Origin of the sequence: Paracoccus sp. SMMA_5_TC (genome assembly GCF_009696685.2) — a bacterium.
Taxonomy (GTDB): Bacteria; Pseudomonadota; Alphaproteobacteria; order Rhodobacterales; family Rhodobacteraceae; genus Paracoccus.
Genome location: NZ_CP102355.1, coordinates 596,037 through 618,181, shown reverse-complemented (window position 1 = coordinate 618,181; position 22,145 = coordinate 596,037). Strand labels below are relative to the sequence as shown.

The 22,145-nt window shown below is 67.7% G+C and carries 20 protein-coding genes, 2 tRNA genes and 1 riboswitch; of the genes, 18 read left to right on the top strand and 4 right to left on the bottom strand.

Annotated features, from left to right (window positions below):
* Positions 1-93 precede the first annotated feature (93 nt).
* From GB880_RS03105 to GB880_RS03075, 7 genes are all read left to right on the top strand, one after another.
* Positions 94-816 carry a response regulator gene (locus tag GB880_RS03105; protein ID WP_154494572.1) on the top strand — a complete coding sequence of 241 codons (723 nt, stop codon included), beginning with the start codon at positions 94-96 and terminating at the stop codon, positions 814-816.
* Positions 817-888: 72 nt separating this feature from the next.
* The gene (locus GB880_RS03100; RefSeq protein ID WP_154494573.1) at positions 889-1,671 is read left to right on the top strand and encodes an SDR family oxidoreductase; all 783 of its coding nucleotides are present in this window, start codon (positions 889-891) and stop codon (positions 1,669-1,671) included.
* A gap of 68 nt (positions 1,672-1,739) precedes the next feature.
* Positions 1,740-1,828: riboswitch (glycine riboswitch) on the top strand.
* A gap of 134 nt (positions 1,829-1,962) precedes the next feature.
* Positions 1,963-3,075, top strand: a complete 1,113-nt coding sequence (gene gcvT / locus GB880_RS03095) for a glycine cleavage system aminomethyltransferase GcvT (protein ID WP_154550621.1) — start codon at positions 1,963-1,965, stop codon at positions 3,073-3,075.
* A 10-nt stretch (positions 3,076-3,085) separates the two neighbouring features.
* Positions 3,086-3,442 carry a glycine cleavage system protein GcvH gene (gcvH, locus tag GB880_RS03090; protein WP_154494144.1) on the top strand — a complete coding sequence of 119 codons (357 nt, stop codon included), beginning with the start codon at positions 3,086-3,088 and terminating at the stop codon, positions 3,440-3,442.
* A 173-nt stretch (positions 3,443-3,615) separates the two neighbouring features.
* Complete coding sequence (gcvP, locus tag GB880_RS03085) at positions 3,616-6,453, top strand: aminomethyl-transferring glycine dehydrogenase (RefSeq protein WP_154494143.1); 2,838 nt, start codon at positions 3,616-3,618, stop codon at positions 6,451-6,453.
* Positions 6,454-6,543: 90 nt separating this feature from the next.
* A tRNA-Ala gene (locus GB880_RS03080) sits at positions 6,544-6,619 on the top strand.
* Positions 6,620-7,065: 446 nt separating this feature from the next.
* Complete coding sequence (locus tag GB880_RS03075; RefSeq protein ID WP_154494142.1) at positions 7,066-7,953, top strand: SH3 domain-containing protein; 888 nt, start codon at positions 7,066-7,068, stop codon at positions 7,951-7,953.
* 117 nt (positions 7,954-8,070) lie between these two features.
* On the opposite strand, the gene GB880_RS03070 is transcribed toward GB880_RS03075, so the two are convergent.
* Positions 8,071-8,146: transfer RNA gene (locus GB880_RS03070), tRNA-Lys, on the bottom strand.
* A gap of 97 nt (positions 8,147-8,243) precedes the next feature.
* Between GB880_RS03070 and dapF the strand changes: the two genes are divergently transcribed.
* The 7 genes from dapF (at position 8,244) to GB880_RS03035 (ending at position 15,070) form a co-directional block, all read left to right on the top strand.
* A complete protein-coding gene (gene dapF / locus GB880_RS03065) occupies positions 8,244-9,071 on the top strand; it encodes a diaminopimelate epimerase (RefSeq protein ID WP_154494141.1) in 828 nt (275 codons plus the stop codon).
* Positions 9,068-10,330: a tRNA (N(6)-L-threonylcarbamoyladenosine(37)-C(2))-methylthiotransferase MtaB gene (gene mtaB / locus GB880_RS03060; protein ID WP_154494140.1), complete on the top strand. Its 1,263-nt coding sequence runs from the start codon at positions 9,068-9,070 to the stop codon at positions 10,328-10,330. Before dapF ends, mtaB begins: the two co-directional genes overlap by 4 nt.
* Before the next feature lie 56 nt (positions 10,331-10,386).
* Positions 10,387-11,304, top strand: coding sequence for a histone deacetylase family protein (locus GB880_RS03055; protein ID WP_154494139.1), 918 nt, complete (start codon positions 10,387-10,389; stop codon positions 11,302-11,304).
* Entirely contained in the window at positions 11,301-11,537 is a 237-nt protein-coding gene (locus GB880_RS03050) for an exodeoxyribonuclease VII small subunit (protein ID WP_263467277.1), read from the top strand. The genes GB880_RS03055 and GB880_RS03050 overlap by 4 nt, the downstream gene beginning before the upstream one ends.
* Positions 11,537-12,400, top strand: a complete 864-nt coding sequence (locus tag GB880_RS03045) for a polyprenyl synthetase family protein (RefSeq protein WP_154494138.1) — start codon at positions 11,537-11,539, stop codon at positions 12,398-12,400. The genes GB880_RS03050 and GB880_RS03045 overlap by 1 nt, the downstream gene beginning before the upstream one ends.
* A 24-nt stretch (positions 12,401-12,424) precedes the next feature.
* Complete coding sequence (gene dxs / locus GB880_RS03040) at positions 12,425-14,353, top strand: 1-deoxy-D-xylulose-5-phosphate synthase (RefSeq protein ID WP_154494137.1); 1,929 nt, start codon at positions 12,425-12,427, stop codon at positions 14,351-14,353.
* Between the two features lie 72 nt (positions 14,354-14,425).
* The gene (locus GB880_RS03035; protein ID WP_229774442.1) at positions 14,426-15,070 is read left to right on the top strand and encodes an SH3 domain-containing protein; all 645 of its coding nucleotides are present in this window, start codon (positions 14,426-14,428) and stop codon (positions 15,068-15,070) included.
* Positions 15,071-15,073: 3 nt separating this feature from the next.
* Here GB880_RS03035 and GB880_RS03030 read toward each other — a convergent pair whose 3' ends face one another.
* Both GB880_RS03030 and GB880_RS03025 read right to left on the bottom strand, forming a co-directional pair.
* Complete coding sequence (locus GB880_RS03030) at positions 15,074-15,934, bottom strand: SDR family oxidoreductase (RefSeq protein WP_154550622.1); 861 nt, start codon at positions 15,932-15,934, stop codon at positions 15,074-15,076.
* Positions 15,931-16,932, bottom strand: a complete 1,002-nt coding sequence (locus tag GB880_RS03025; RefSeq protein WP_154494462.1) for an LLM class flavin-dependent oxidoreductase — start codon at positions 16,930-16,932, stop codon at positions 15,931-15,933. Before GB880_RS03025 ends, GB880_RS03030 begins: the two co-directional genes overlap by 4 nt.
* A gap of 97 nt (positions 16,933-17,029) precedes the next feature.
* Between GB880_RS03025 and GB880_RS03020 the strand changes: the two genes are divergently transcribed.
* From GB880_RS03020 to GB880_RS03010, 3 genes are all read left to right on the top strand, one after another.
* Positions 17,030-18,511, top strand: a complete 1,482-nt coding sequence (locus GB880_RS03020) for an AMP nucleosidase (RefSeq protein ID WP_154494461.1) — start codon at positions 17,030-17,032, stop codon at positions 18,509-18,511.
* Between the two features lie 140 nt (positions 18,512-18,651).
* Entirely contained in the window at positions 18,652-18,951 is a 300-nt protein-coding gene (locus GB880_RS03015) for an HU family DNA-binding protein (protein ID WP_019352361.1), read from the top strand.
* 149 nt (positions 18,952-19,100) lie between these two features.
* On the top strand, positions 19,101-20,027 hold the full coding sequence (locus tag GB880_RS03010) for a DMT family transporter (protein WP_154494460.1): 927 nt from the start codon (positions 19,101-19,103) through the stop codon (positions 20,025-20,027).
* 133 nt (positions 20,028-20,160) lie between these two features.
* Here the strand turns inward: GB880_RS03010 and GB880_RS03005 are convergent, their stop codons facing one another.
* On the bottom strand, positions 20,161-21,564 hold the full coding sequence (locus tag GB880_RS03005) for an aminotransferase class V-fold PLP-dependent enzyme (RefSeq protein WP_263467276.1): 1,404 nt from the start codon (positions 21,562-21,564) through the stop codon (positions 20,161-20,163).
* A 93-nt stretch (positions 21,565-21,657) separates the two neighbouring features.
* On the opposite strand from GB880_RS03005, the gene GB880_RS03000 reads away from it, so the two are divergent.
* The gene (locus tag GB880_RS03000) at positions 21,658-22,131 is read left to right on the top strand and encodes an Lrp/AsnC family transcriptional regulator (RefSeq protein WP_154494048.1); all 474 of its coding nucleotides are present in this window, start codon (positions 21,658-21,660) and stop codon (positions 22,129-22,131) included.
* Positions 22,132-22,145 lie beyond the last annotated feature (14 nt).

Genomic DNA, 22,145 nt, shown 5'->3' with positions numbered 1-22,145 from the left:
CGTTCCCGGTCGCGGCTTGTCTGCTGCGAACGGGCTTGCCGGCCCGACCCCCGCCGGGTGTAGGATGAAACCCGGACCAGTCGGAGGAATCGCATGGCAGACGCCCAAGCCCCCTCTGCACGGCGCATCGCCGAAACCGATGCGCAGCAGGCCACAACCCCCGCCGCTTCGCTGCGCGAGGTTCTGATCGTGGACGATCACCCGCTGATGTGCGACGCACTGGCGTTGACGTTGAAGATGGGCCTTGGCCTGCGCAACCTGCGCACCGCCCGCAGCCTGGCGGCGGCGCAGGAACAGATCCGCAGCCAGGGCGCGCCCGATGCGGTGATCCTCGACAGTGACCTTCCCGATGCCCGCGGGGTCGAAGGGCTGGTGAGCCTGCGCCAGTTGCTGCCCGATGTGCCGATCACCATGATTTCCGCCAATCTGGATCATGCGATGATCGCCATGGCCATGGCCGCCGGCGCCCAGGGCTATGTCAGCAAGGCCCTTGGCCGCGAGGCGCTGATCGACAGCCTGCGCCGCATGTGGCAGGGCGAACGTGTCACCCCCGAGAGCTATCAGCCGGGCATTCCCGCCGAGGATGCCGCCCGCGCCGAACTGGCCCGGCGCTTTGCCAGCCTGACGCCGCAGCAGATGCGCATCCTGCGACTGATCTGCCAGGGCAGGTCCAACCGGGAAATCGGCCAGGAACTTGGCATTGCCGAGGCCACGGTCAAGGTGCATGTGACCGCGATCATGGCCAAGGTCCGCGCCCGCCGCCGCGCCCAGGCGGTGACGCTGGCCAACAGCATCGGCCTGTTCGAGGCCGCCTGAGCGCGTCTGCTCTGGACAAAATCCGCCTGTCCGCATTTCCTGTGCCGGCTGCGTCATTGACAGGGGGATCGCATGGATCTGGGCATCAGGGGCAAGACGGCGCTGGTCTGCGCCGCGTCGAAGGGGCTGGGGCGGGCCTGTGCCCAGGCGCTGGCCGCGGCGGGCGTCGATCTGGTCATCAATGCCCGCGGTGCCGAGGCGCTGAAGCAGACAGCCGAGGATCTGGCCCGCGATCACGGCGTGCGCGTGACCCCGGTCGCAGCCGACATCACCACCGATGCCGGCCGCCAGGCGGTGCTGGCCGCGTTGCCCGAAGGCGCCGACATCCTTGTGAACAACGCCGGTGGCCCGCCGCCGGGCAGCTGGACCGACTGGTCGCGCGACGATTTCATCCGCGCCATCGACGCCAACATGCTGACCGCCATCGCGCTGATGCAGGCGCTGGTGCCGGGCATGATGCAGCGCGGTTGGGGCCGGGTGGTCAACATCACCTCGCAATCCGTGCGCGCGCCCATCGGCGTTCTGGGCCTGTCAAACACCGCCCGCGCCGGGCTGACCGGCTTTGTCGCCGGCATGTCGCGCCAGGTGGCGGCGCAGGGTGTCGTGGTCAACAACCTGCTGCCGGGGATCCATGATACCGACCGCGCCGACAGCCTGGATGCGGGTGTCGCGCGGGCCGAAGGCATTTCCCGGGCCGAGGCGCGGGCGCGGCGCGAAGCCACCATTCCCACCCGCAACTATGGTCGGCCCGAGGATTTCGGCGCCACCTGCGCCTTCCTGTGCAGCCAGCACGCCCGCTTCATCATCGGCCAGAACATCCTGCTGGACGGGGGCGCGACCAATATCACCATCTGAAGCGCAGGATCGATGCGACAGAATGGCAGAAGCCTCTTGCCAGAATCCCGCCGCGCGGCTAGGGCAACAATCGGAAATCGGGAGACACTGACCCAGGTCAGGGCCGAAGGAGCAACCGCCCCGGGAATCTCTCAGGCAAAGGGACCGTTTTCCTGCGAACGCTCTGGAGAGTGGCGGCATGGTCCGCCCGCCGAAGGGATAACGATCTCAGGCGCCCCCCGCGCGGGGTAGGGACAGAGGGGGCATCTGGCGGGACGGAACGGGTCCGTCCGCGAAAACGGGGGGATGCCCATGGCCGATTTGCGGCGCACGAAGCTTTACGACCTGCATCTGGCGCAGGGTGCCAGGATGGTGCCCTTTGCCGGCTGGGAAATGCCGGTGCAATATCCGATGGGGGTGATGGGCGAACACCAGCATACCCGCAGCCGCGCCGGGCTGTTCGATGTCAGCCACATGGGGCAGGTGATCCTGCGCGGCCCCGATGTTGCCCAGGCGCTGGAAACCCTGGTGCCGGCCGATATCGTGGGGCTGAAACCCGGTCGCCAGCGCTATGGCCTGTTCACCGCGCCGAATGGCGGCATCCTCGACGACCTGATGATCGCCAACAAGGGCGATCACCTGCTGCTGGTGGTCAATGCCGCCTGCGCCGAACAGGACATCGCCCATTTGCGCCAGCTGGAGCGGCTGGGCATTTCGGTCGAGCCGGTCACCGACCGCGCGCTGCTGGCGCTGCAGGGCCCCGAGGCCGAGGCGGTGCTGGCGCGTCTGGTTCCCGGCGTGGCGGCGATGAAATTCATGGATGTCGCCGAATTCGACTGGCAGGGCGCGCGGCTGTGGATCAGCCGCTCGGGCTATACCGGCGAGGACGGGTTCGAGATTTCGGTCCCCGAGGCCCAGGCCACCGCGCTGGCGCAGGCGCTGCTGGATCAGCCCGAGGTGGCGCCGATCGGTCTGGGCGCGCGCGACAGCCTGCGGCTCGAGGCGGGGATGCCGCTTTACGGCCATGACATGAACACCGACACCCTGCCGGGCGAGGCCGGGCTGGGCTGGTCGATCCCCAAGGTCCGCCGTCAGGGCGGCGCGCGCGAGGGCGGTTTTCCCGGCGCCGAGGCAATCCTGGCCGAACTGGCCGCCGGTCCGGCCCGCAGCCGCCAGGGCCTGCGCCCCGAAGGCCGCGCCCCGATCCGCGAAGGGGTCGAGATCTTCGACGCCGCCCAGGGCGGCAACCTGCTGGGGCGGGTCTGTTCCGGCGGCTTCGGCCCCAGCGTCGGCGGCCCCGTGGCCATGGCCATCCTGCCGGCCGGTCTGGCCGAAGGCTCCACGCTCTGGGCCGAGCTGCGCGGCAAACGCCTGGCCGTGCGGGTCGCGCCGCTTCCCTTCCACCAACCGAGCTACAAGCGCTGAGAGGCAAGGCATGCTGAAATACACCGAAGATCACGAATGGCTGAAACAGGACGGTGACGAGGTCGTCGTCGGCATCACCGCCCATGCCAGCGAGCAGCTTGGCGACGTGGTGTTCATCGAACTGCCCGAGGTTGGCCGCGAGGTCGAAGCGGGCGAGGAAATCGTGGTGATCGAATCGGTCAAGGCCGCATCCGACATCGTGGCGCCTCTGGCCGGCACCATCACCGCCGTCAACCAGGACCTGGCCGACAACCCCGGCGGCGTCAACGCCGACCCGATGGCGGCCTGGTTCTTCCGCATCAAGCCGGCCTCGGCCGATCTGTCGGGCTTCATGGACGAGGCCGCCTATAACGCCATGATCGGCTGACGGCGCGGCGCCGGGCTCATGTCCGGCGCCGGATGCCCGCGGGGCTGCGGCCCCTTTCTTGGCACGGGGCCCATGGCCCTTTCCGGGCGCTTTTCCGCGCCCCCAAGCATCACTTCACCTTCGTGCATTGGATGAAAGCCGAAGCCCCGGCTTTCGGACATGGGAAAGCTGAGATGGCGACCTGGACACCCACCGACTACAACCCCGATGATTTCGCGAACCGCCGCCATATCGGCCCTTCGCCCGCCGAGATGCAGGCGATGCTGAAGGTCGTGGGCGCCGCCAGTCTGGACGATCTGATCGATCAGACCGTGCCGGCCGGCATCCGCCAGAAACAGCCGCTGGACTGGCCGGCGCTGTCCGAAGCCGCGCTGCTGGCACGCATGCGCGAGGTCGCCGGCCGCAACCGGGTCATGACCAGCCTGATCGGTCAGGGCTATTACGGCACCGTGACCCCGCCCGCGATCCAGCGCAACATCCTGGAAAACCCGGCCTGGTATACCGCCTATACCCCCTATCAGCCGGAAATCGCCCAGGGCCGGCTCGAGGCGCTGCTGAACTATCAGACCATGGTGGCCGATCTGACCGGCCTGCCGGTGGCCAATGCCAGCCTGCTGGACGAGGCGACGGCCGCCGCCGAAGCCATGGCCATGGCCCAGCGCGTGGCCAAATCCAAGGCCAAGGCGTTTTTCGTCAGCGACGACCTGCATCCGCAGACCATCGCCGTGATCGAGACCCGCGCCCAGCCGCTGGGCATCGAGATCCTGCGCGGCCAGCCGCAGGATTGCCGCCCCGACAGCGTTTTCGGCGCGATCTTCCAGTATCCGGGCACTCATGGCCATCTGCGCGACTACAGCGAGGATATCGCCGCGCTGCATGCCGCAGGCGCCGTGGCCATCGTCGCCACCGATCTGCTGGCACTGTGCCTGCTGAAGGAACCGGGCGCCATGGGCGCCGACATCGCCGTGGGATCGGCACAGCGTTTCGGCGTGCCCATGGGCTATGGCGGGCCGCATGCCGCCTTCATGGCTTGCCGCGACGACATGAAGCGCGCGATGCCGGGGCGCATCGTAGGCGTGTCGATCGACGCCAAGGGCAACCAGGCCTATCGCCTGTCCTTGCAGACCCGCGAACAGCACATCCGCCGCGAAAAGGCCACCTCGAACGTCTGCACCGCCCAGGCGCTGCTGGCGGTGATGGCCAGCTTCTATGCGGTATTTCATGGGCCGACCGGATTGCGTGCGATCGCCCAGCGCGTGCACCTGAACGCCGTGACCCTGGCCAATGCCCTGCGCGCCGCCGGGGCCGAGGTCGAGCCGGAGGCGTTCTTCGACACCATCACCGTGCGCGTCGGTGTCGGCCAGCAGGGGATCATGGCTGCCGCCCGCCATCGCGGCATCAACCTGCGCAAGGTGGGAACAGACCGGGTCGGGATCTCGGTCGATGAAACCACCGATGCCGGGGTGATCGCCCGGGTTCTGGATGCCTTTGGCATCGCTGCCCCCACGGAAACCGCGGCCGCGCCTGCCATTCCGCCCGCGCTGATCCGCGACAGCGATTACCTGACCCATCCGGTTTTCCACATGAACCGGGCCGAATCGGAAATGATGCGCTACATGCGTCGTCTGTCCGACCGCGACCTGGCGCTGGACCGGGCGATGATCCCGCTGGGATCCTGCACGATGAAGCTGAACGCCGCCGCCGAGATGATGCCGATCACCTGGCCCGAGTTTGGCGCCCTGCACCCCTTTGCGCCGCAGGACCAGGCCGCCGGCTATCACGAGGTCTTTGCCGACCTGACCGACAAGCTGTGCCAGATCACCGGCTATGACGCCTTTTCGCTGCAACCCAACAGCGGCGCCCAGGGCGAATATGCCGGCCTGCTGACCATCGCCGCCTATCACAGGTCGCGCGGCGAGGATCGCGACATCTGTCTGATCCCCGTCTCGGCCCATGGCACCAACCCGGCCTCGGCGCAGATGTGCGGGATGAAGGTGGTGGTGGTGAAATCGGCCCCCAACGGCGACATCGACCTTGAGGATTTCGCCGACAAGGCGGCCAAGGCCGGGAACCGGTTGGCGGCGGTGATGATCACCTATCCCAGCACGCATGGCGTGTTCGAGGACACCGTGCGCGAGGTCTGCGACATCACCCACAAGCACGGCGGCCAGGTCTATATCGACGGTGCCAACATGAACGCGCTGGTCGGCCTGGTGAAACCCGGCGAGATCGGCGGCGATGTCAGCCACCTGAACCTGCACAAGACCTTTGCCATCCCGCATGGCGGCGGTGGTCCCGGCATGGGGCCGATCGGGGTCAAGGCGCATCTGGCGCCCTTCCTGCCCGCCGATCCGCGCACGGGCGAGGCCGGTGCGGTTTCCGCCGCGCCCTGGGGTTCGGCCTCGATCCTGCTGATCTCCTGGGCCTATATCCTGATGATGGGCGGGCAGGGGCTGACGCAGGCGACACGGGTGGCGATCCTGAACGCCAATTACATCGCCAGCCGCCTGGCCGGGGCCTATCCGATCCTGTTCATGGGCAATCGCGGCCGTGTGGCGCATGAATGCATCCTGGACACGCGGCCGTTCCAGGATCACGGCGTCACCGTGGACGACATCGCCAAGCGCCTGATCGACCACGGCTTTCATGCCCCGACCATGAGCTGGCCGGTCGCCGGCACGCTGATGGTCGAGCCCACCGAATCGGAAACCAAGGCCGAGATCGATCGCCTGATCACCGCCTTCCTGGCGATCCGGGCCGAGATCACCGAGATCGCCGAAGGCCGCATCAGCGCCGAGGCAAGCCCCCTGCGCCATGCCCCGCACACGGTCGAGGATCTGGTCGCCGACTGGGACCGTGCCTATAGCCGCGAGCAGGCCTGTTTCCCGCCCGGGGCGTTCCGCGTCGACAAATACTGGCCGCCGGTCGGGCGCGTGGACAACGTCCATGGCGATCGCAACCTGATCTGCACCTGCCCGCCGCTGGACAGCTACGCCGAAGCGGCCGAATGATGCCGTCGCCCGCCGGAGCCCTTCCGGCGGGCACGCCCTCACCCGCGCCCCTTGACAAGGGGGCGCGCCTGGGCCAGATAGCGCGCCAGTGGGGCCGTAGCTCAGTTGGTAGAGCGCATCGTTCGCAATGATGAGGCCAGGGGTTCGATTCCCCTCGGCTCCACCAAAGGAAAACAGCAACCGGCTGATTTTCCTGCTTTAACTTCCTTTGATTTTCTGGCCGCCCCACAGAAAACCCACAGGGCGTTGCGGAATCTGCTGCGCCGTGACGGATGCGGGTGCAGATGCGGCGAATCCTTGCGCGTCGATCCCGGGTTTCGCCCTCCCGCCCCTGCTTGCTGCGCCCGTGATGCCTGTGCTGCGCGGCGCAGTGAACGCCGCCAGCCGCTTTACCCGCAGATACGTTCGATGCCTGGGGCGACGAAGTCTTGCCCGGCCGGCCATATGTCCCGGACCTTTGGGCAAGGACGGCATGCGCCTGTCCTGCGCCAATCCGTTCATGGCCCAGCACTTTTTCGTGCCTTTCCCTGCGCTTCGCGTGAAAAGCGGTGCCGGCTGCACGCCAAGCTGCTAGCATGAGCCCGAGTCGTCGGCGTGGGGAAAGAAAACCAGATGTCATTCCAATCATTGCGTGAAACCGGGCTGCGTGCCCGTTGGACCCTGCCGGCTGTGCTGGCCCTGGTCCTGATGGCCGATCCCGCCCTGTCCCAAGGCGTGCAGCGGGCCGAGCCGGTCACGGGTCCGGGTGTTGTCACCATCGGAAATATCGCCAGCAACGCTGCGGTGAACGTGCGCGGCGGGCCGGGCCCCATCTTTCCGGTTCTGGGCACGCTCAGCTATGGCACCCGGGTCAAGAAGGGGCCCTGTCTTGGCGGGGGGTCGGTGCGCTGGTGCGCCGTCGAGGCCATGGACGGCAAGCTGACCGGATATGTCTCGGCCAAGTTCCTTGTCGAAGGCGCCCCAAAGCCTCCGGGCGGCGTGGTCGATGACGGCGGCCCGGATTTCTGGGCCGTCACCGGGATTGCGCAGGGACAGCGGCTGAACATCCGGCGCGAGCCCTCGGCCAGTTCGCCGGCGCTGGCCACGCTGCGCGAGGGCGAAGTGGTGCGCAATCTTGGCTGCCGGACCACGCAGCAGGGGCGCTGGTGTCGCGTGCGCTCGACCGTCGGCATGGATGTGACCGGCTGGGTCGCGGGGCGCTATCTGCGTGAATCCTCGGGCGTTGCGGTGCCGCCGATAGCCGTGCAGCCTCCGCAAGGGGGCGATGGCGGTCATGGCCCCGATTTCTACGTCGTGCGCGGCCTGCCCGCCGGCGACACGCTGAACGTCCGTGCCGAGCCCTCGGCAAGCAGCACGATCCTGGGCCGTCTGTCTGCGGGGGCGCGCGTGCGCAATCTCGGCTGCCGCCAGATCGGCCAAAGCCGGTGGTGCCGAATCGCCACGACAGGCGGCGTTCAGGTGACTGGCTGGGTCAACGGCCGCTATCTGAAAGAGGGTTGAAATCCCGGCAACGCGCCGTCGCAACCTGCGGCGGCGCAAACGCCTGCCTGCACGGGCCTTTCCCAGTGCGAACAATCCTGCACGGAGCAGTCAAGTTCTTGAACTGTAAGGGGAAAGTGGTGAGCCCGACAGGATTCGAACCTGTGACCCACTGATTAAAAGTCAGTTGCTCTACCAACTGAGCTACGGGCCCATCGCACGGGGGGCTAACTAGGGTCAGCGGCGGGCGGGGTCAAGCGGAAAAATCACCGCCTCTGGCAGAATCTTTTCCGGCGGCGTATGTCAGCGGCATGGAACATCAGCAAAACCTTGGCCAGAGCCAGGGCCTGCGCTTCATGAAGATGCACGGGCTGGGCAATGATTTCGTCGTCATCGACAGCCGCCAAAGCGGCGCGCTGCCCGATGCGGCCACGGTGGCGGCCATGGCCGACCGCCATCGCGGCGTGGGCTTCGACCAGCTGGCGGTGATTCTGCCCGGCCAGAACGCCGATGCGCGGCTGGTTTTCTATAACGCCGACGGCTCGCAGTCGGCGGCCTGCGGCAATGCCACGCGCTGTGTGGCGCGCTATCTGATGGACGAAACCGGCGCGCCCGATCTGCGGCTGGCGACCGAACATGCGGTGCTGCAGGCCCAGGATGCGGGTGGCGGGCAGACGCGGGTGAACATGGGGGCGCCGGTTCTGGACTGGGCGGCGATTCCCCTGGCGCAGGAACTTGACACCCTGCACCTGCCGATCGCGGGCGATCCGGTGGCCACCGGCATGGGCAATCCGCACATGACCTTTTTCGTCGAGGATGCGGCGGCGGTGGATCTGGAACGCTTCGGGCCGCAGCACGAGCACCACCCGCTTTATCCGCAACGCGCGAATGTCGAACTGGTGCAGGTGCTGTCGCCGCAGGAAATCCTGCTGCGCATCTGGGAACGCGGCACCGGGATCACCCTGGCCTCGGGGTCGTGTTCCTGCGCGGCGGTTGTGGCGGCGGCGCGGCGCGGCCTGACCGGGCGGCAGGTGCGCGTCAATGTGCCCGGCGGGGTTCTGGACATCGACTGGCGGGCCGACGGGGTGTGGATGACCGGGCCCACGGCGCATGTATTCGATGGGGTATGGCGGGGATGACAGAGCCCAGACCGCCCATCCTTGCCACCCTGGGTTGCCGGCTGAACGCCTATGAATCCGAGGCCATGCGCGAAATGGCCGAACAGGCCGGCCTGCAGGGCGCGGTGATCGTCAACACCTGCGCCGTCACCGCCGAAGCCGTGCGCAAGGCGCGGCAGGAAATCCGCCGGCTGGCGCGCGAAAACCCCGGCGCCCCGGTCATCGTCACCGGCTGCGCCGCCCAGACCGAGCCCGAAACCTTTGCCGCCATGCCGGAAGTCACCCGCGTCATCGGCAATCACGAAAAGATGCAGCCCGCCACCTGGGCGGCGATGCAGGGCCCGGACCTGATCGGCAGCACCGAAAGGGTGCAGGTCGATGACATCATGTCGGTGCGCGAGACCGCCGGCCACCTGATCGACGGCTTCGGTCGGCATCGTGCCTATGTGCAGGTGCAGAACGGCTGCGATCACCGCTGCACCTTCTGCATCATCCCCTATGGCCGTGGCAATTCGCGGTCGGTGCCGGCGGGCGTCGTGGTCGAACAGATCAAGCGTCTGGTCGGTCGCGGCTTTCACGAGGTGGTGCTGACCGGGGTCGATCTGACCAGTTGGGGCGCCGATCTGCCCGGCCAGCCGCGGCTGGGCGATCTGGTCATGCGCATCCTGCGCCTGGTTCCGGACCTGCCGCGGCTGCGCATCAGCAGCATCGACAGCATCGAGGCCGATGACAACCTGATGCTGGCCATTGCCAGCGAACCACGGCTGATGCCGCATCTGCACCTGTCGCTGCAGGCGGGCGACGACATGATCCTGAAGCGGATGAAGCGCCGCCACCTGCGTGACGATGCCATCCGCTTTTGCGAGGATGCGCGCAAGCTGCGCCCCGGCATCGTCTTTGGCGCCGACATCATCGCCGGGTTTCCGACCGAAACCGATGCGATGTTCGACAACAGCCTGAAGCTGGTCGAGGATTGCGGCCTGACCTTCCTGCATGTGTTTCCCTTTTCCGCCCGCAAGGGCACCCCGGCGGCGCGGATGCCGCGCGTGCCCGGACCCACGATCAAGGCGCGCGCCGCGCGGCTGCGCGCGGCCGGCGATGCCGCCCTGCTGCGTCATCTGCAGGCGCAGCACGGCCAAAGCCGCATGGTGCTGACCGAAGGTCCGCGCCTGGGCCGCACCGAGCATTTCACCGAAGTCGCCTTTGACCGCGACATGCCCGAGGGCACCCTGCTCGAGGTGACGATCGCGGGCCACGACGGCCAGCGCCTGATCGCCTGACCGGTCGCGGCAGGATTTTCTTGCCCGCTTCCCGTCGCCGGCCTAATCCTTGGCCGATGACGCTGCTCTACACCCATCCTTCGGCGCAGGGCCATGTGACCCCGCCGGGCCATCCCGAACAGGTGGCACGGCTGGACCATGTGCTGGCGGCGCTGCAGGATCTGACGCTGGAACGGCGCGAGGCCCCGGATGCCGCCGACGCCGACATCCTGCGCGCCCATCCGCCCAGCCATCTGGCGATGCTGTCCCAGCGCCTGCCGCGTCAGGGCTGGGCGATGCTGGATGCCGATACCCATATGGCCCCGGGCAGCCTGACCGCGGCGCGCCATGCCGTCGGCGGGGTCTGCGCGGCGGTCGATGCGGTGCTGGCGGGGCAGGCGGCCAATGCCTTTGTCGCCATGCGCCCGCCCGGTCACCACGCCGAACGCGACCGCGCCATGGGGTTCTGTCTGCTGTCGTCGCTGGCGATCGGGGCGTTGCGGGCGCTGGATCACCACCGGCTCGAGCGGGTGGCGGTGCTGGATTTCGACGTGCACCACGGCAACGGCACCCAGGACGTGCTGTGGAACGAAGGCCGGGCGCTGTTTGCATCCAGTCACCAGATGCCGCTTTATCCCGGAACGGGCGCGGCAAGCGAACGCGGGGCGCACGATCAGATCGTGAACGTGCCCCTGCCCGCCGGCAGCGACGGCGCGCTGGCGCGGGCGGTGTGGCGCGACATTTGCGCCCGGGTGCGCGACTGGCAGCCGCAACTGGTGCTGATCTCGGCCGGGTTCGATGCCCATGGCGCCGATCCGCTGGCCGGTCTGACCTGGGACGAGGGCGATTTTGCCGCGATTACCCGCATGATCTGCGACTGTGCGGCGGAATGCGCGGCCCCGGTGGTATCGGCGCTGGAAGGCGGCTATGATCTGGCCGCTCTGGGCCGCTCGGCGCGCGCCCATGTCGAGGTGCTGAAGGAGTCTGCCGCGTGACCGAGATCAGGAACATGTCCTTCGAAGAGGCGATGAAGGAACTTGAGGCCACCGTCGGCCGTCTGGAACATGGCGAGGCGACGCTGGACGAATCGATCGCGCTTTACGAACGCGGTGCGCAGTTGCGCGCCCATTGCGACCAGCTGTTGCGCGCGGCCGAAGAGCGGGTGGAAAAGATCACCCTGGCCGCCAATGGCCAGCCGGCCGGCACCACCCCGGCCGAGGGGCTGTGATGCACGAAAGGCTCGAACAGGTCCGGGCGCAGCTGCAGGCGGCGCTGGACGAGGCCATGGCCGGCCTGCCCGAGGGCGAATTGACCGATGCCATGCGCTATGCCTGTATCGGCGGCAAGCGGCTGCGCGGATTTCTGGTGATGGAATCGGCGGCGCTGTTCGGTCTGGCCGACAGCCAGTCGCTGCCCGTCGCCGCCGCGGTCGAGGCGCTGCACGCCTATAGCCTGGTGCATGATGACCTGCCGGCGATGGACGATGACGACCTGCGCCGCGGGCTGCCCACGGTGCATGTGCAATGGTCCGAAGCGACGGCCATTCTTGCCGGTGACGCCCTGCAATCGCTGGCCTTCGGATTGCTGACCGATCCGCGCATCGGTGCACCTGACGCCCGGCTGGCGCTGATCCGCGGTTTTTCCGATGCGGTCGGCGGTCGCGGCATGGTCTGGGGTCAGGCAATGGACATTGCCGCCGAAACCGCAGTGGAACCCCTGGACATGGCAGCCGTCAAGCGTATGCAATATGCCAAGACCGGTGCGCTGATCCAGTTCGCCGCCACCGCCGGCGCCATCATGGCGGAAGAGGATACCGGGCCACTGGCGGAATATGCGCGCAATCTGGGCCTGGCCTTCCAGATCCAGGACGACATCCTGGATGTGACCGGCGACGAGGACGAGGCGGGAAAGCGCCTGCACAAGGATGACGCGGCCAACAAGGCGACCTTCGTGTCGCTGCTGGGCCTTGAAGGCGCGCGCGAAAAGGCGCGCAAACTGGTGCGCAACGCGGAAAATGCCCTGACCCCCTATGGCGAGGCCGCAGGAAACTTGCGACAGCTGGCGCGTTTCGTTATCGAACGCGACGCCTGAAACCCGCCCGGAAAGGGGCAATGCATGACCCATGACGCGCATCATCGCCCGGCGACACCGGTTCTGGACCGCGTGCAGCTGCCTTCGGACCTGAAGGCGCTGAGCGACCGCGAACTGAAGCAGCTGGCCGACGAACTGCGGGCCGAGACCATCAGTGCTGTGTCGGTCACCGGAGGCCATCTGGGGGCCGGTCTGGGTGTGGTCGAACTGACCGTGGCGCTGCATGCCGTGTTCGACGCGCCCCGCGACAAGATCATCTGGGATGTCGGCCATCAGTGCTATCCGCACAAGATTCTGACCGGGCGGCGCGACCGCATCCGCACCCTGCGCATGGCCGGCGGGCTTTCGGGCTTCACCAAACGGTCGGAAAGCCCCTATGACCCGTTCGGAGCCGGGCACAGCTCGACCTCGATCAGCGCGGCGCTGGGATTTGCCATGGCGCGCGAACTGGGCGGAGATCCGGGCGACGCCATCGCGGTGATCGGCGATGGCGCCATGAGCGCCGGCATGGCCTTCGAGGCGCTCAACAACGCCGGCCACCTCGGCAAGCGGCTGTTCGTGATCCTGAACGACAACGAAATGTCGATCGCGCCGCCGACCGGGGCGCTGTCGACCTATCTGACCCGGCTTTACACCCGCGGCCCGTTCCAGGAACTGAAGGCCGCCGCCAAGGGGGCGGTCAGCCTGCTGCCGGCCCCGATGCAGGAAGGCGCCAAGCGCGCCAAGGAAATGCTCAAGGGCATGACCGTGGGCGGCACCATGTTCGAGGAGCTTGGCTTTTCCTACATCGGCCCGGTCGATGGCCACGACCTTGAACAATTGCTGGCGCTGCTGCGCACGGTCAAGGCGCGGGCCGACGGGCCGGTGCTGATCCATGCGGTGACGAAAAAGGGCAAGGGCTATGCCCCCGCCGAACGCGCCGCCGACAAGGGCCACGCCACCGCCAAGTTCGACGTGGCGACCGGCACCCAAGCCAAGGCGAAATCGAACGCGCCCAGCTATACCTCGGTCTTTGCGCGGGCCTTGCTCGATCAGGCGGGCCGCGACGACCGCATCGTGGCGGTGACGGCGGCGATGCCCGATGGCACCGGGCTGAACCTGTTTGCCGAACGTTTCCCCCGCCGCTGTTTCGACGTGGGCATCGCCGAACAACATGCGGTGACCTTTGCCGCCGGCCTGGCGGCAGGCGGGATGAAACCGTTCTGTGCGCTTTATTCGACATTCCTGCAGCGCGGCTACGATCAGGTGGTGCATGACGTCGCGATCCAGCGCCTGCCGGTGCGCTTTGCCATCGACCGCGCCGGGTTGGTGGGCGCCGATGGGGCCACCCATGCCGGCGCCTATGACATCGCCTTTCTGGCCAACCTGCCCGGCATGGTGGTGATGGCCGCCGCCGACGAGGCGGAACTGGTGCATATGGTCGCCACCGCCGCCGCCCATGACGACGGCCCGATCGCCTTCCGCTATCCGCGCGGCGAAGGCACCGGCGTCGACATGCCCGAACGCGGCACGCCCTTGCCCATCGGCAAGGGGCGGGTGATCTGCGAAGGCAAGGGGGTCGCGATCCTGTCGCTGGGCACCCGCCTGGCCGAGGTGATGCGCGCGCGCGAGGCGCTGATGGCGCGCGGCATCAAGCCTACCGTGGTCGATGCCCGTTTTGCCAAGCCGCTGGACCGCGAACTGATCCTGCGGCTGGCGCGCAGTCATCAGGCGCTGATCACCATCGAGGAAGGCGCCGTGGGCGGGTTTGGCAGCCTGGTGGCGCAGCTGTTGTCGGACGAGGGCGTGTTCGACGGCGGGTTGCGCTTTCGCCAGATGGTGCTGCCCGACACCTTCATCGACCACGCCACCCCCGAGGCGATGTATCACGAGGCGCGAATGTCCGCCGCCGATATCGAGGAACGGGTGCTCGAGGTTCTGGGCGTGGCCCGCATCGGCGAACGCCGGGCCTGACCCGGACCCGACCGTCAAGGCTCGCGCGCCGGCAAGTTCCTTGATATGATTGCACTTCAGACACTTTTGAGCATGAGCGATCCCATGTTGCGCATCCTGTTGACCGGCCTGATGCTGGCCGCCCCCCTGACCGCATCGGCGCAGGATTTCCTGCCCAGCCTTTACGATGTCACCGTGGTCGAGACCTGGGACCGGCTGAATGTGCGCGAGACCCCCAGCGGCCAGGGCAAGATCATCGGCACGCTGGCCTCGACCGCCAAGGGCATCGAACTGCTGGATCGCGACGCCAGCGGCAAATGGGGTCGGGTCAATATCGGCGAGATGTCGGGCTGGGTGGCGCTGCGTTTTCTGAAGCCGCAGCCGGCGGTGTGGAAACCGGCGGAACTGCCGCTGACGCTGAACTGCGCTGGCACCGAGCCGTTCTGGGGACTGCGCGTCGTCGACAAGGGGCTGGTGTTCAGCGAACCCGACGCCGGCGAACGTCAGCTCAGCCTGCGCAAGGTGATGGATCGCGGCGTCGAGGGCGAGCCAACGCGCGGCATCATCGCCGGCGACGACAAGGGCCGGCTGACGGCCTTTCTGCGTCCCGAACAATGTTCCGACGGCATGTCCGACCGGGCCCATGCCTTGGCGGTCAGCGTGATCCTGGACGGGCAGGCGTCGCCGTCGCGGATGCTGCTGGGCTGCTGCTCGATCGCGCCGCGCCCGGCGCAATAGCGATCAGGGTGCCAGCCCCTCGGCCCGGGCCAGCGCCGCCAGCCCGGCGCGGAAATCGGGATAGCGCAGGGTCACGCCCAGGTCGCGCTTGATGCGGTCATTGGCGACGCGCTTGCTTTCGGCATAGAAGCTGCGCGCCATCGGCGTCATCTCGGCCTGGTCGTGGTCCTCGGCCGGGGGCAGGGGCAGGCCCAGCAGCTGCGCCGCATGCGCGATCACCGCCTCGGGCGGGGCGGGGTCGTCGTCGCAGACGTTATAGACCGCGCCGGGCGAGGGCGCCGCGATCGAGGCCATCAGCACCTGGGCGATGTCCTCGGCATGGATGCGGGAAAACACCTGTCCGGGCTTGACGATGCGCCGCGCCGTGCCGGCCAGCAGCTTGGCAAAGGGGCCGCGGCCGGGGCCATAGATGCCGGCCAGGCGAAAGATGTGCAGCGGCAGGTCGTGACTTTCGGCCAGTTGGCGCCAGGCGGCTTCGGCCGCGACCCGTTCGCGGCCGCGCGCGGTGCCGGGGGTCAATGGCGTGGTTTCATCGACCCAGCCGCCGCCATGATCGCCGTATACCCCGGTGGTGGACAGATAGCCCAGCCAACGCGGCCGCGCCCGCGCCAGATCGGCGCCAAAGGCCGCCAGCACCGGATCGCCCTGTGGCCCCGGCGCGGCCGAGGCCAGAATCACCTGTGCCCGACCGATCTCGTCGCGCAGCCGCGCCTCGTCGCCCGGCCACAGCACCGGCTCGGCCCCGGCCTCGGCCACGCGCCGGGGGGCGCTGCGGGTGGTGCCGATGACCTGCCAGCCCCGGGCGCGCAGCATCGGCGTCAGAAAACCGGCGGTATAGCCATGACCCAGGATCAGCGCCCTCATGCCGGCACCCGCGGCGCAAGGTCGCGCAGGATCTCGGCCGCCATGGCAAAGGATCGATGCCGCGCCGCCTGGTCGTGAATATTGCCGACCAGGATCAGCTCGTCGGGGCGATAACGGTCGATCAATTCGCGCAGGCGCTCGGCGACGGTGTCGGGGGCGCCGACGGCGCTGACCGACAGCGCCTGTTCGACCAGCGGCAGGACATGGGCGGGGATGGCTGCGGCCACATCGTCGACCGGCGCTGGCAGCAGCCCCGGCATGCCCAGCCGCAAGCGGGCAAAGCTGATCATCTGGCTGCTGCGCAGCCGCTGCGCCGCGCGGTCGGTGTCGGCGGCGATGACGTTCACCGCCAGCATGAAGCGCGGTCGCGCGCCAAATTCGGTAGCCTGAAACCGGGACCGATACAGCGCCACCGCCTGATCCAGATCGCCGGGGGCGAAGTGGCTGGCAAAGGCATAGGGCAGGCCCAGCGCCGCCGCCAGGCTGGCCCCGTAAAGCGACGATCCCAGGATCCAGACCGGCACATTGGTGTTCTGGCCGGGGTGGGCGGCGACGCGAGCGCCGGGCACCGGCGGCCCCAGATAGCGCAACAGTTCGACCACGTCGTTGGGGAAATCGTCGTTTCCCGCCATGCTGCGGCGCAGGGCGTGCATGACGGCGCCATCGCCGCCCGGCGCCCGCCCAAGCCCCAGATCGATGCGCGGGCCATGGATGGTGGCCAGGGTCCCGAACTGTTCGGCGATCGCCAGCGGGGCGTGATTGGGCAGCATTACGCCGCCGGCCCCGACGCGGATGCTGCGGGTATGTTCGGCGACATGTCCGATCAGCACGGCGGTCGCGGCGCTGGCGATGCCCGGCATGTTGTGATGTTCGGCCAGCCAGAAACGGCGATAGCCCCAGCCCTCGGCGGCGCGGGCCAGGGCCACGGAATTGGCGATGGCATCGCGCGCGTCATGGCCCTCGCCCACGACGGCAAGGTCAAGTATCGAAAAATCCATCGGCTTACCCCTTTCGTCCAACAGATAGGATGCGCGCGCCCTTCTTGCCAGTGCGGGACGCTGCTGGCACAGTTTGCGCAAACATGACGGAGTTCCCATGACCCGCGAAAATGCCCTGCCGATCGAGACGCCGGAACGGGCGGCGCTGGAATATTTCGATACCGCCCCGGCGGCGGTCGAGCGGCTGATCGAACTGTATCAGCGCGCCTCGACCTTTCTGCTGGACCGTTTCGTCGCCACGCTGCGCGGTGGCATGCCGCAGGCACGCTATCGCGCCTTCTACCCGCAGTTGCGTCTGACCATCACCAGCCACACCAAGACCGATTCCCGCCTGTCCTTTGGTCATGTGACGGTGCCGGGGGTCTATGCCACCACCATCACCCGACCGGATCTGTTCCGCGGCTATCTGACCGAGCAAATCGGGCTGCTGATGAAAAACCATGGCGTGCCGGTGGCGGTGGGCGACAGCGACACGCCCATGCCGGTGCATTTCGCCGTGGCCACGCAAAGCGATCTGAACGTGCCGCAGGAAGGGGTTCTGGGCTATTCGCTGCGCGATGTCTTTGACGTGCCCGACCTGAACACCATGAACGACGACATCGTGAACGGGGTCGGGCTGGTCAATCCCGACGGCAGCCAACCGCTGGCGCCCTTTACCGCGCAGCGGGTGGATTATTCGCTGGCGCGGCTGGCCCATTACACCGCCACCCTGCCGGAGCATTTCCAGAATTTCGTGCTGTTCACCAACTATCAGTTCTATGTGGACGAGTTCGAGGCCTTTGCCCGCCGCGCCCTGGCCGATCCCGCGTCAGGCTATACCGGCTTTGTCGCGCCCGGAAACCAGATGCTGGAACGCCCCGAGGACGTGATCGCCACCGGCGCCAAGATGCCGCAGATGCCCGCCTATCACCTGAAACGTGCCGATGGCGACGGCATCACGCTGGTCAATATCGGTGTCGGCCCCTCGAACGCCAAGACCGCGACCGACCATATCGCGGTGCTGCGCCCGCATGCCTGGCTGATGGTCGGCCATTGCGCGGGGCTGCGCAACAGCCAGTCCCTGGGCGATTTCGTGCTGGCCCATGCCTATCTGCGCGAGGATCACGTGCTGGACGACGATTTGCCGGTCTGGGTGCCGATCCCGCCCCTGGCCGAGGTGCAGGTCGCCCTGCAAGAGGCGGTGGCCGAGGTGACGCAGCTTGACGGCTATGACCTCAAGGCGATCATGCGCACCGGAACCGTGGCCACGATCGACAACCGCAACTGGGAATTGCGCGACCAGTCCGGGCCGGTGCAGCGCCTGTCGCAATCGCGGGCCGTGGCGCTGGACATGGAAAGCGCCACCATCGCCGCCAACGGCTTTCGCTTCCGCGTGCCTTACGGCACCTTGCTGTGCGTGTCCGACAAGCCGCTGCACGGCGAATTGAAGCTGCCCGGCATGGCCACCGATTTCTATCGCACCCAGGTCGCCAACCACCTGCTGATCGGCATTCGGGCGATGGAAAAGCTGCGCGCCACGCCTCTGGAACGCATCCATTCGCGCAAGCTGCGGTCCTTTAACGAGACCGCCTTTCTTTAACGCGGCGTTTTCGCGACTGCCCGCCGCGATTTTCCAAGGAAATCGCTTGAAATGGGCGCAAAAAGCTTGTGTAGCGGCCTTCGTGCCGCCAAGGTGGCGTCCGAAAATTTCCCGAACGGGAAACAACGAGGAGACAGGATATGGCTCAGGCCGCTTCGAAACCGATGACCAAGACCCAACTCGTCGCCACGCTGGCCGACGAAATGGGCAGCGACAAGAAAACCGCCGCGGCGGCTCTGGACGCGCTGTCGGCCGTCGTGTCGCGCACTGTTGCCGAAGGTGGCGCCGTGACGCTGCCGGGGATCGGCAAGGTCGCCTGCCGTGCCCGCCCCGAGCGTCAGGTGCGCAACCCGCAGACCCAGGAAATGATGACCAAACCCGCCGACAAGGTGGTCAAGGTGACCATTGCCAAGGCGCTGAAGGACAGCGTCAACGCCTGATCTGCATCGCAGTCGTGTATGGCAGGGCCGCGCGCTATCGCGCGGTCCTTGTCGTTTGGCGCCCGTGGGACCGGGGCGGCTTTGGCCTTGCGGTCGCTTGTCGATCTGTTAGCCCATGGGCCGACAGGTGCGCAGCAACGGGGGCCGGCATGGATGCGAAGGCAATCGCGATGGGGGTCAGCTTCGCGCTGATCTGGGCTTCGGCCTTCACCGCCACCCGCATCGCCGTGCTGGCGGCCCCGCCATTGACCATCCTGGTGCTGCGCTTTGCGGTTTCGGCCGCGATCGCGGTGGGGCTGGCGCGGGCCATGGGGCAAAGCTGGCGGCTCAACCGGGGGGAATGGCGCACGGTGGTGATCTTTGGCCTTTGCCAGAACGCGCTCTATCTGGGGTTCAGCTGGGTGGCGATGCAATATGTCGAGGCGTCGGTCTCGGCGATCATCGCCTCGACCATGCCGCTGATCGTGGCCTTTCTGGGCTGGCTGCTTTACGGCGAACGGCTGCGGCTGGTGGCGGTGATCGGCCTGATCGCCGGCGTGGTCGGGGTGACGCTGATCATGGGGGCGCGGCTGCGTCACGGGCTGGACCTGTGGGGGGTGTTCCTGTGCGTCTGCGGGGTGATCGCGCTGACGCTTGCCACGCTGGCCGCGCGCGGGGCGGGCGGCAGCCGCAACATGATGATGATCGTGGGTCTGCAGATGGCGGTGGGGGCGCTGGCCTTGCTGGTGCCGGCGGCGGTCAGGGAATGGTCGATCCCGATTCACTGGAGCGCCGAGCTGGTCGCAGCGCTGGTCTATTCGGTGCTGGTGCCGGGGATTGCGGCAACCTGGATCTGGTTCCTGCTGGTCGGGCGCGTCGGCGCGGTGCGGGCGGCGACCTTTCATTTCCTGTCGCCGATCTTTGGCGTCATCATCGCCGCCTTGATGCTGGGCGAGCGGTTCGGCGCGCTGGATGTGGTCGGCGCGGCGATTGTCGCCGCCGGCATCCTGATGGTGCAGCTGGCCCGCATCCCGCCACCGGCGGATCGATCCGCGGCAGCGGTGTCTTCGTCAGGGGGGACGACAGGGCGCCCCTGATCCCTTGGGCTGGCCCTGTGGTGATCGTCATGCCGATCAGGCCGCCCGGCGGGTCCTGGCGGCCTGCTCGCGCGGGCGGCGCGGCGACACGGGGATCGGCTGTGCCGGCATATTCGCGCCGTTCCCCCGCCTGTCAGGCCGCAGCAATCGGGCTGAAGATGGCGCGAGCAGGATCGGCGTCATAACGCGACAGATAGGCCGGCGCCTGCCAGGCCAGATCGCAGACCGCGTCCAGAATCGTTTTGATCTCGTCCTCCTCGGCGGCCCAGCACAGGTTAAGGCGCACGAAACCGGGCTTTTCCAGTTCGTCGCCGGCCAGGATCGCCGCCCGCAGCCGCGCCGAGCTTGCCGCATCCAGACCCAGCAGGCGGTGGACATAGGGGCCGGCGCAGGCGCAGCCGCCCCGGGCCTGCACGCCGTAAAGGTCCGACAGCATCCGGGTGGCCAGTTGCTGATGGACAAAGCCGCCGCGCCCGTCGCGCAGGCGAAAGCTGAAGAACGGCAGCGCCGGCGCATCAAGGTTTCCCAACAGTTCGATGCGCGGATGCGCGCGCAACCGCGCCAGCCCCAGTGCCCGCCAGGCCGCGTTCTGCGCCGCGATCCGGTCCTGGCCCACGGCGGCCTTGGTCAGAAAGGCCAGAGCGGCGCGGATGTCGCCCAGCACATTGGGGGTGCCGGCCTCTTCCCGGGTCTCGACGGCAGTGGCATAGTCGTGCCCCTGGGGCGAGACGAAGCGCACGGTGCCGCCGCCGGGCAGGCTGGGCCGGTCGCTTGACACCGCGTCGCGGCGCAGCACCAGCACGCCCGAGGCGCCCGGCCCGCCGATGAACTTGTGCGGCGATACCACGACAGCGTCCATGCCCAGCCCCATGTCGATGGGCAGATAGGGCGCGCCGCCGGCGTAATCCCAGACCGCCAGGGCACCGGCCGCCTTCAGCCGCCGCGTGATCGCCGCCACGTCGCTGAGCGTGCCGGTGACATTCGAGGCGGCCGAGAAGCTGCCGATCACACGCCCCGGCGCCGCCGCCAGCGCCGCATCCAGCGCCGCGAGGTCGGGCCCGCCGCCGGCCGCCTCGGCGATCTCGACCACGCGGGCGCCGGATTCGCGCCAGGGCAGGATGTTAGAATGATGCTCATAGGGGCCGATCAGCACCGTGGTTTCCGGCCCCGCCGCCAGCAGATGCACCAGCCGGTTGATCCCCGCCGTCGCCCCGGCCCCGGCAAAGATCACCGCATGTTCTGGCCCCGCCCCCACCGTTTCGGCGATTGCCGCCCGTGCCGCCCGCCGCAGTCGGGTCATGGCGGCGCCGCAATGGCTGGCCTCGGTATGGCTGTTGGCATACCAGGGCAGGACATGGCGCATCACCCAGTTTTCCAGCGGCATCAGCCCCCGCCCCGAGGCGATGTAATCGGCATAGAGCAGCCGGCGTGGCCCGAAGGGGCCGTCGATCATCGCATCGCGGCCGATCAGGCCCTGGCGGATGGCGTCCAGCGGATCGGGGCCCAGCGCGGCCAGATAGCTGTCAAAGGCAGACATCGGCATTCCTTTCGTCACTTGCGGCCATTCTGACCCGGGCCTGCGCAGGAATCATCGCATTGATTTGCGGAATTTCGCGCATATTGTGGTCATATGAACGATCAAACTGTAAAACTGGACGACATCGACAACAGGCTGCTGGCACTGCTGCAACGCGATGCCAGCCTGTCGCAACGCGAACTGGCCGATCGTGTCGGCCTGTCGCAGAACGCCTGCTGGCGGCGCCTGCAGCGGCTGACGGAATCGGGGGTGCTGCGGGGCAGCCGGGCGCTGATCGATGCGGCGGCGCTGGGTCTTGGGCTGACGGTATTCGTGATGATCCGCACCCGGCATCACGACGATGTCTGGGCACGACGCTTTCGCGCACGCATCGAATCGCTACCGCAGATCTGCGAGTTCCACCGCATCGGCGGCGAATGGGATTACATGGCCAAGGCGGTGGTGGCTGACATGGCCGGCTATGACCGGCTCTACAAGCAATTGATCGCCGACATGGACCTGGAACGGGTGACCGGGGTTTTCTCTATGGAAACCATATTCGAGGGGCGGCCGTTGTCCCAAGGTTGATTTTCATGTTCTGT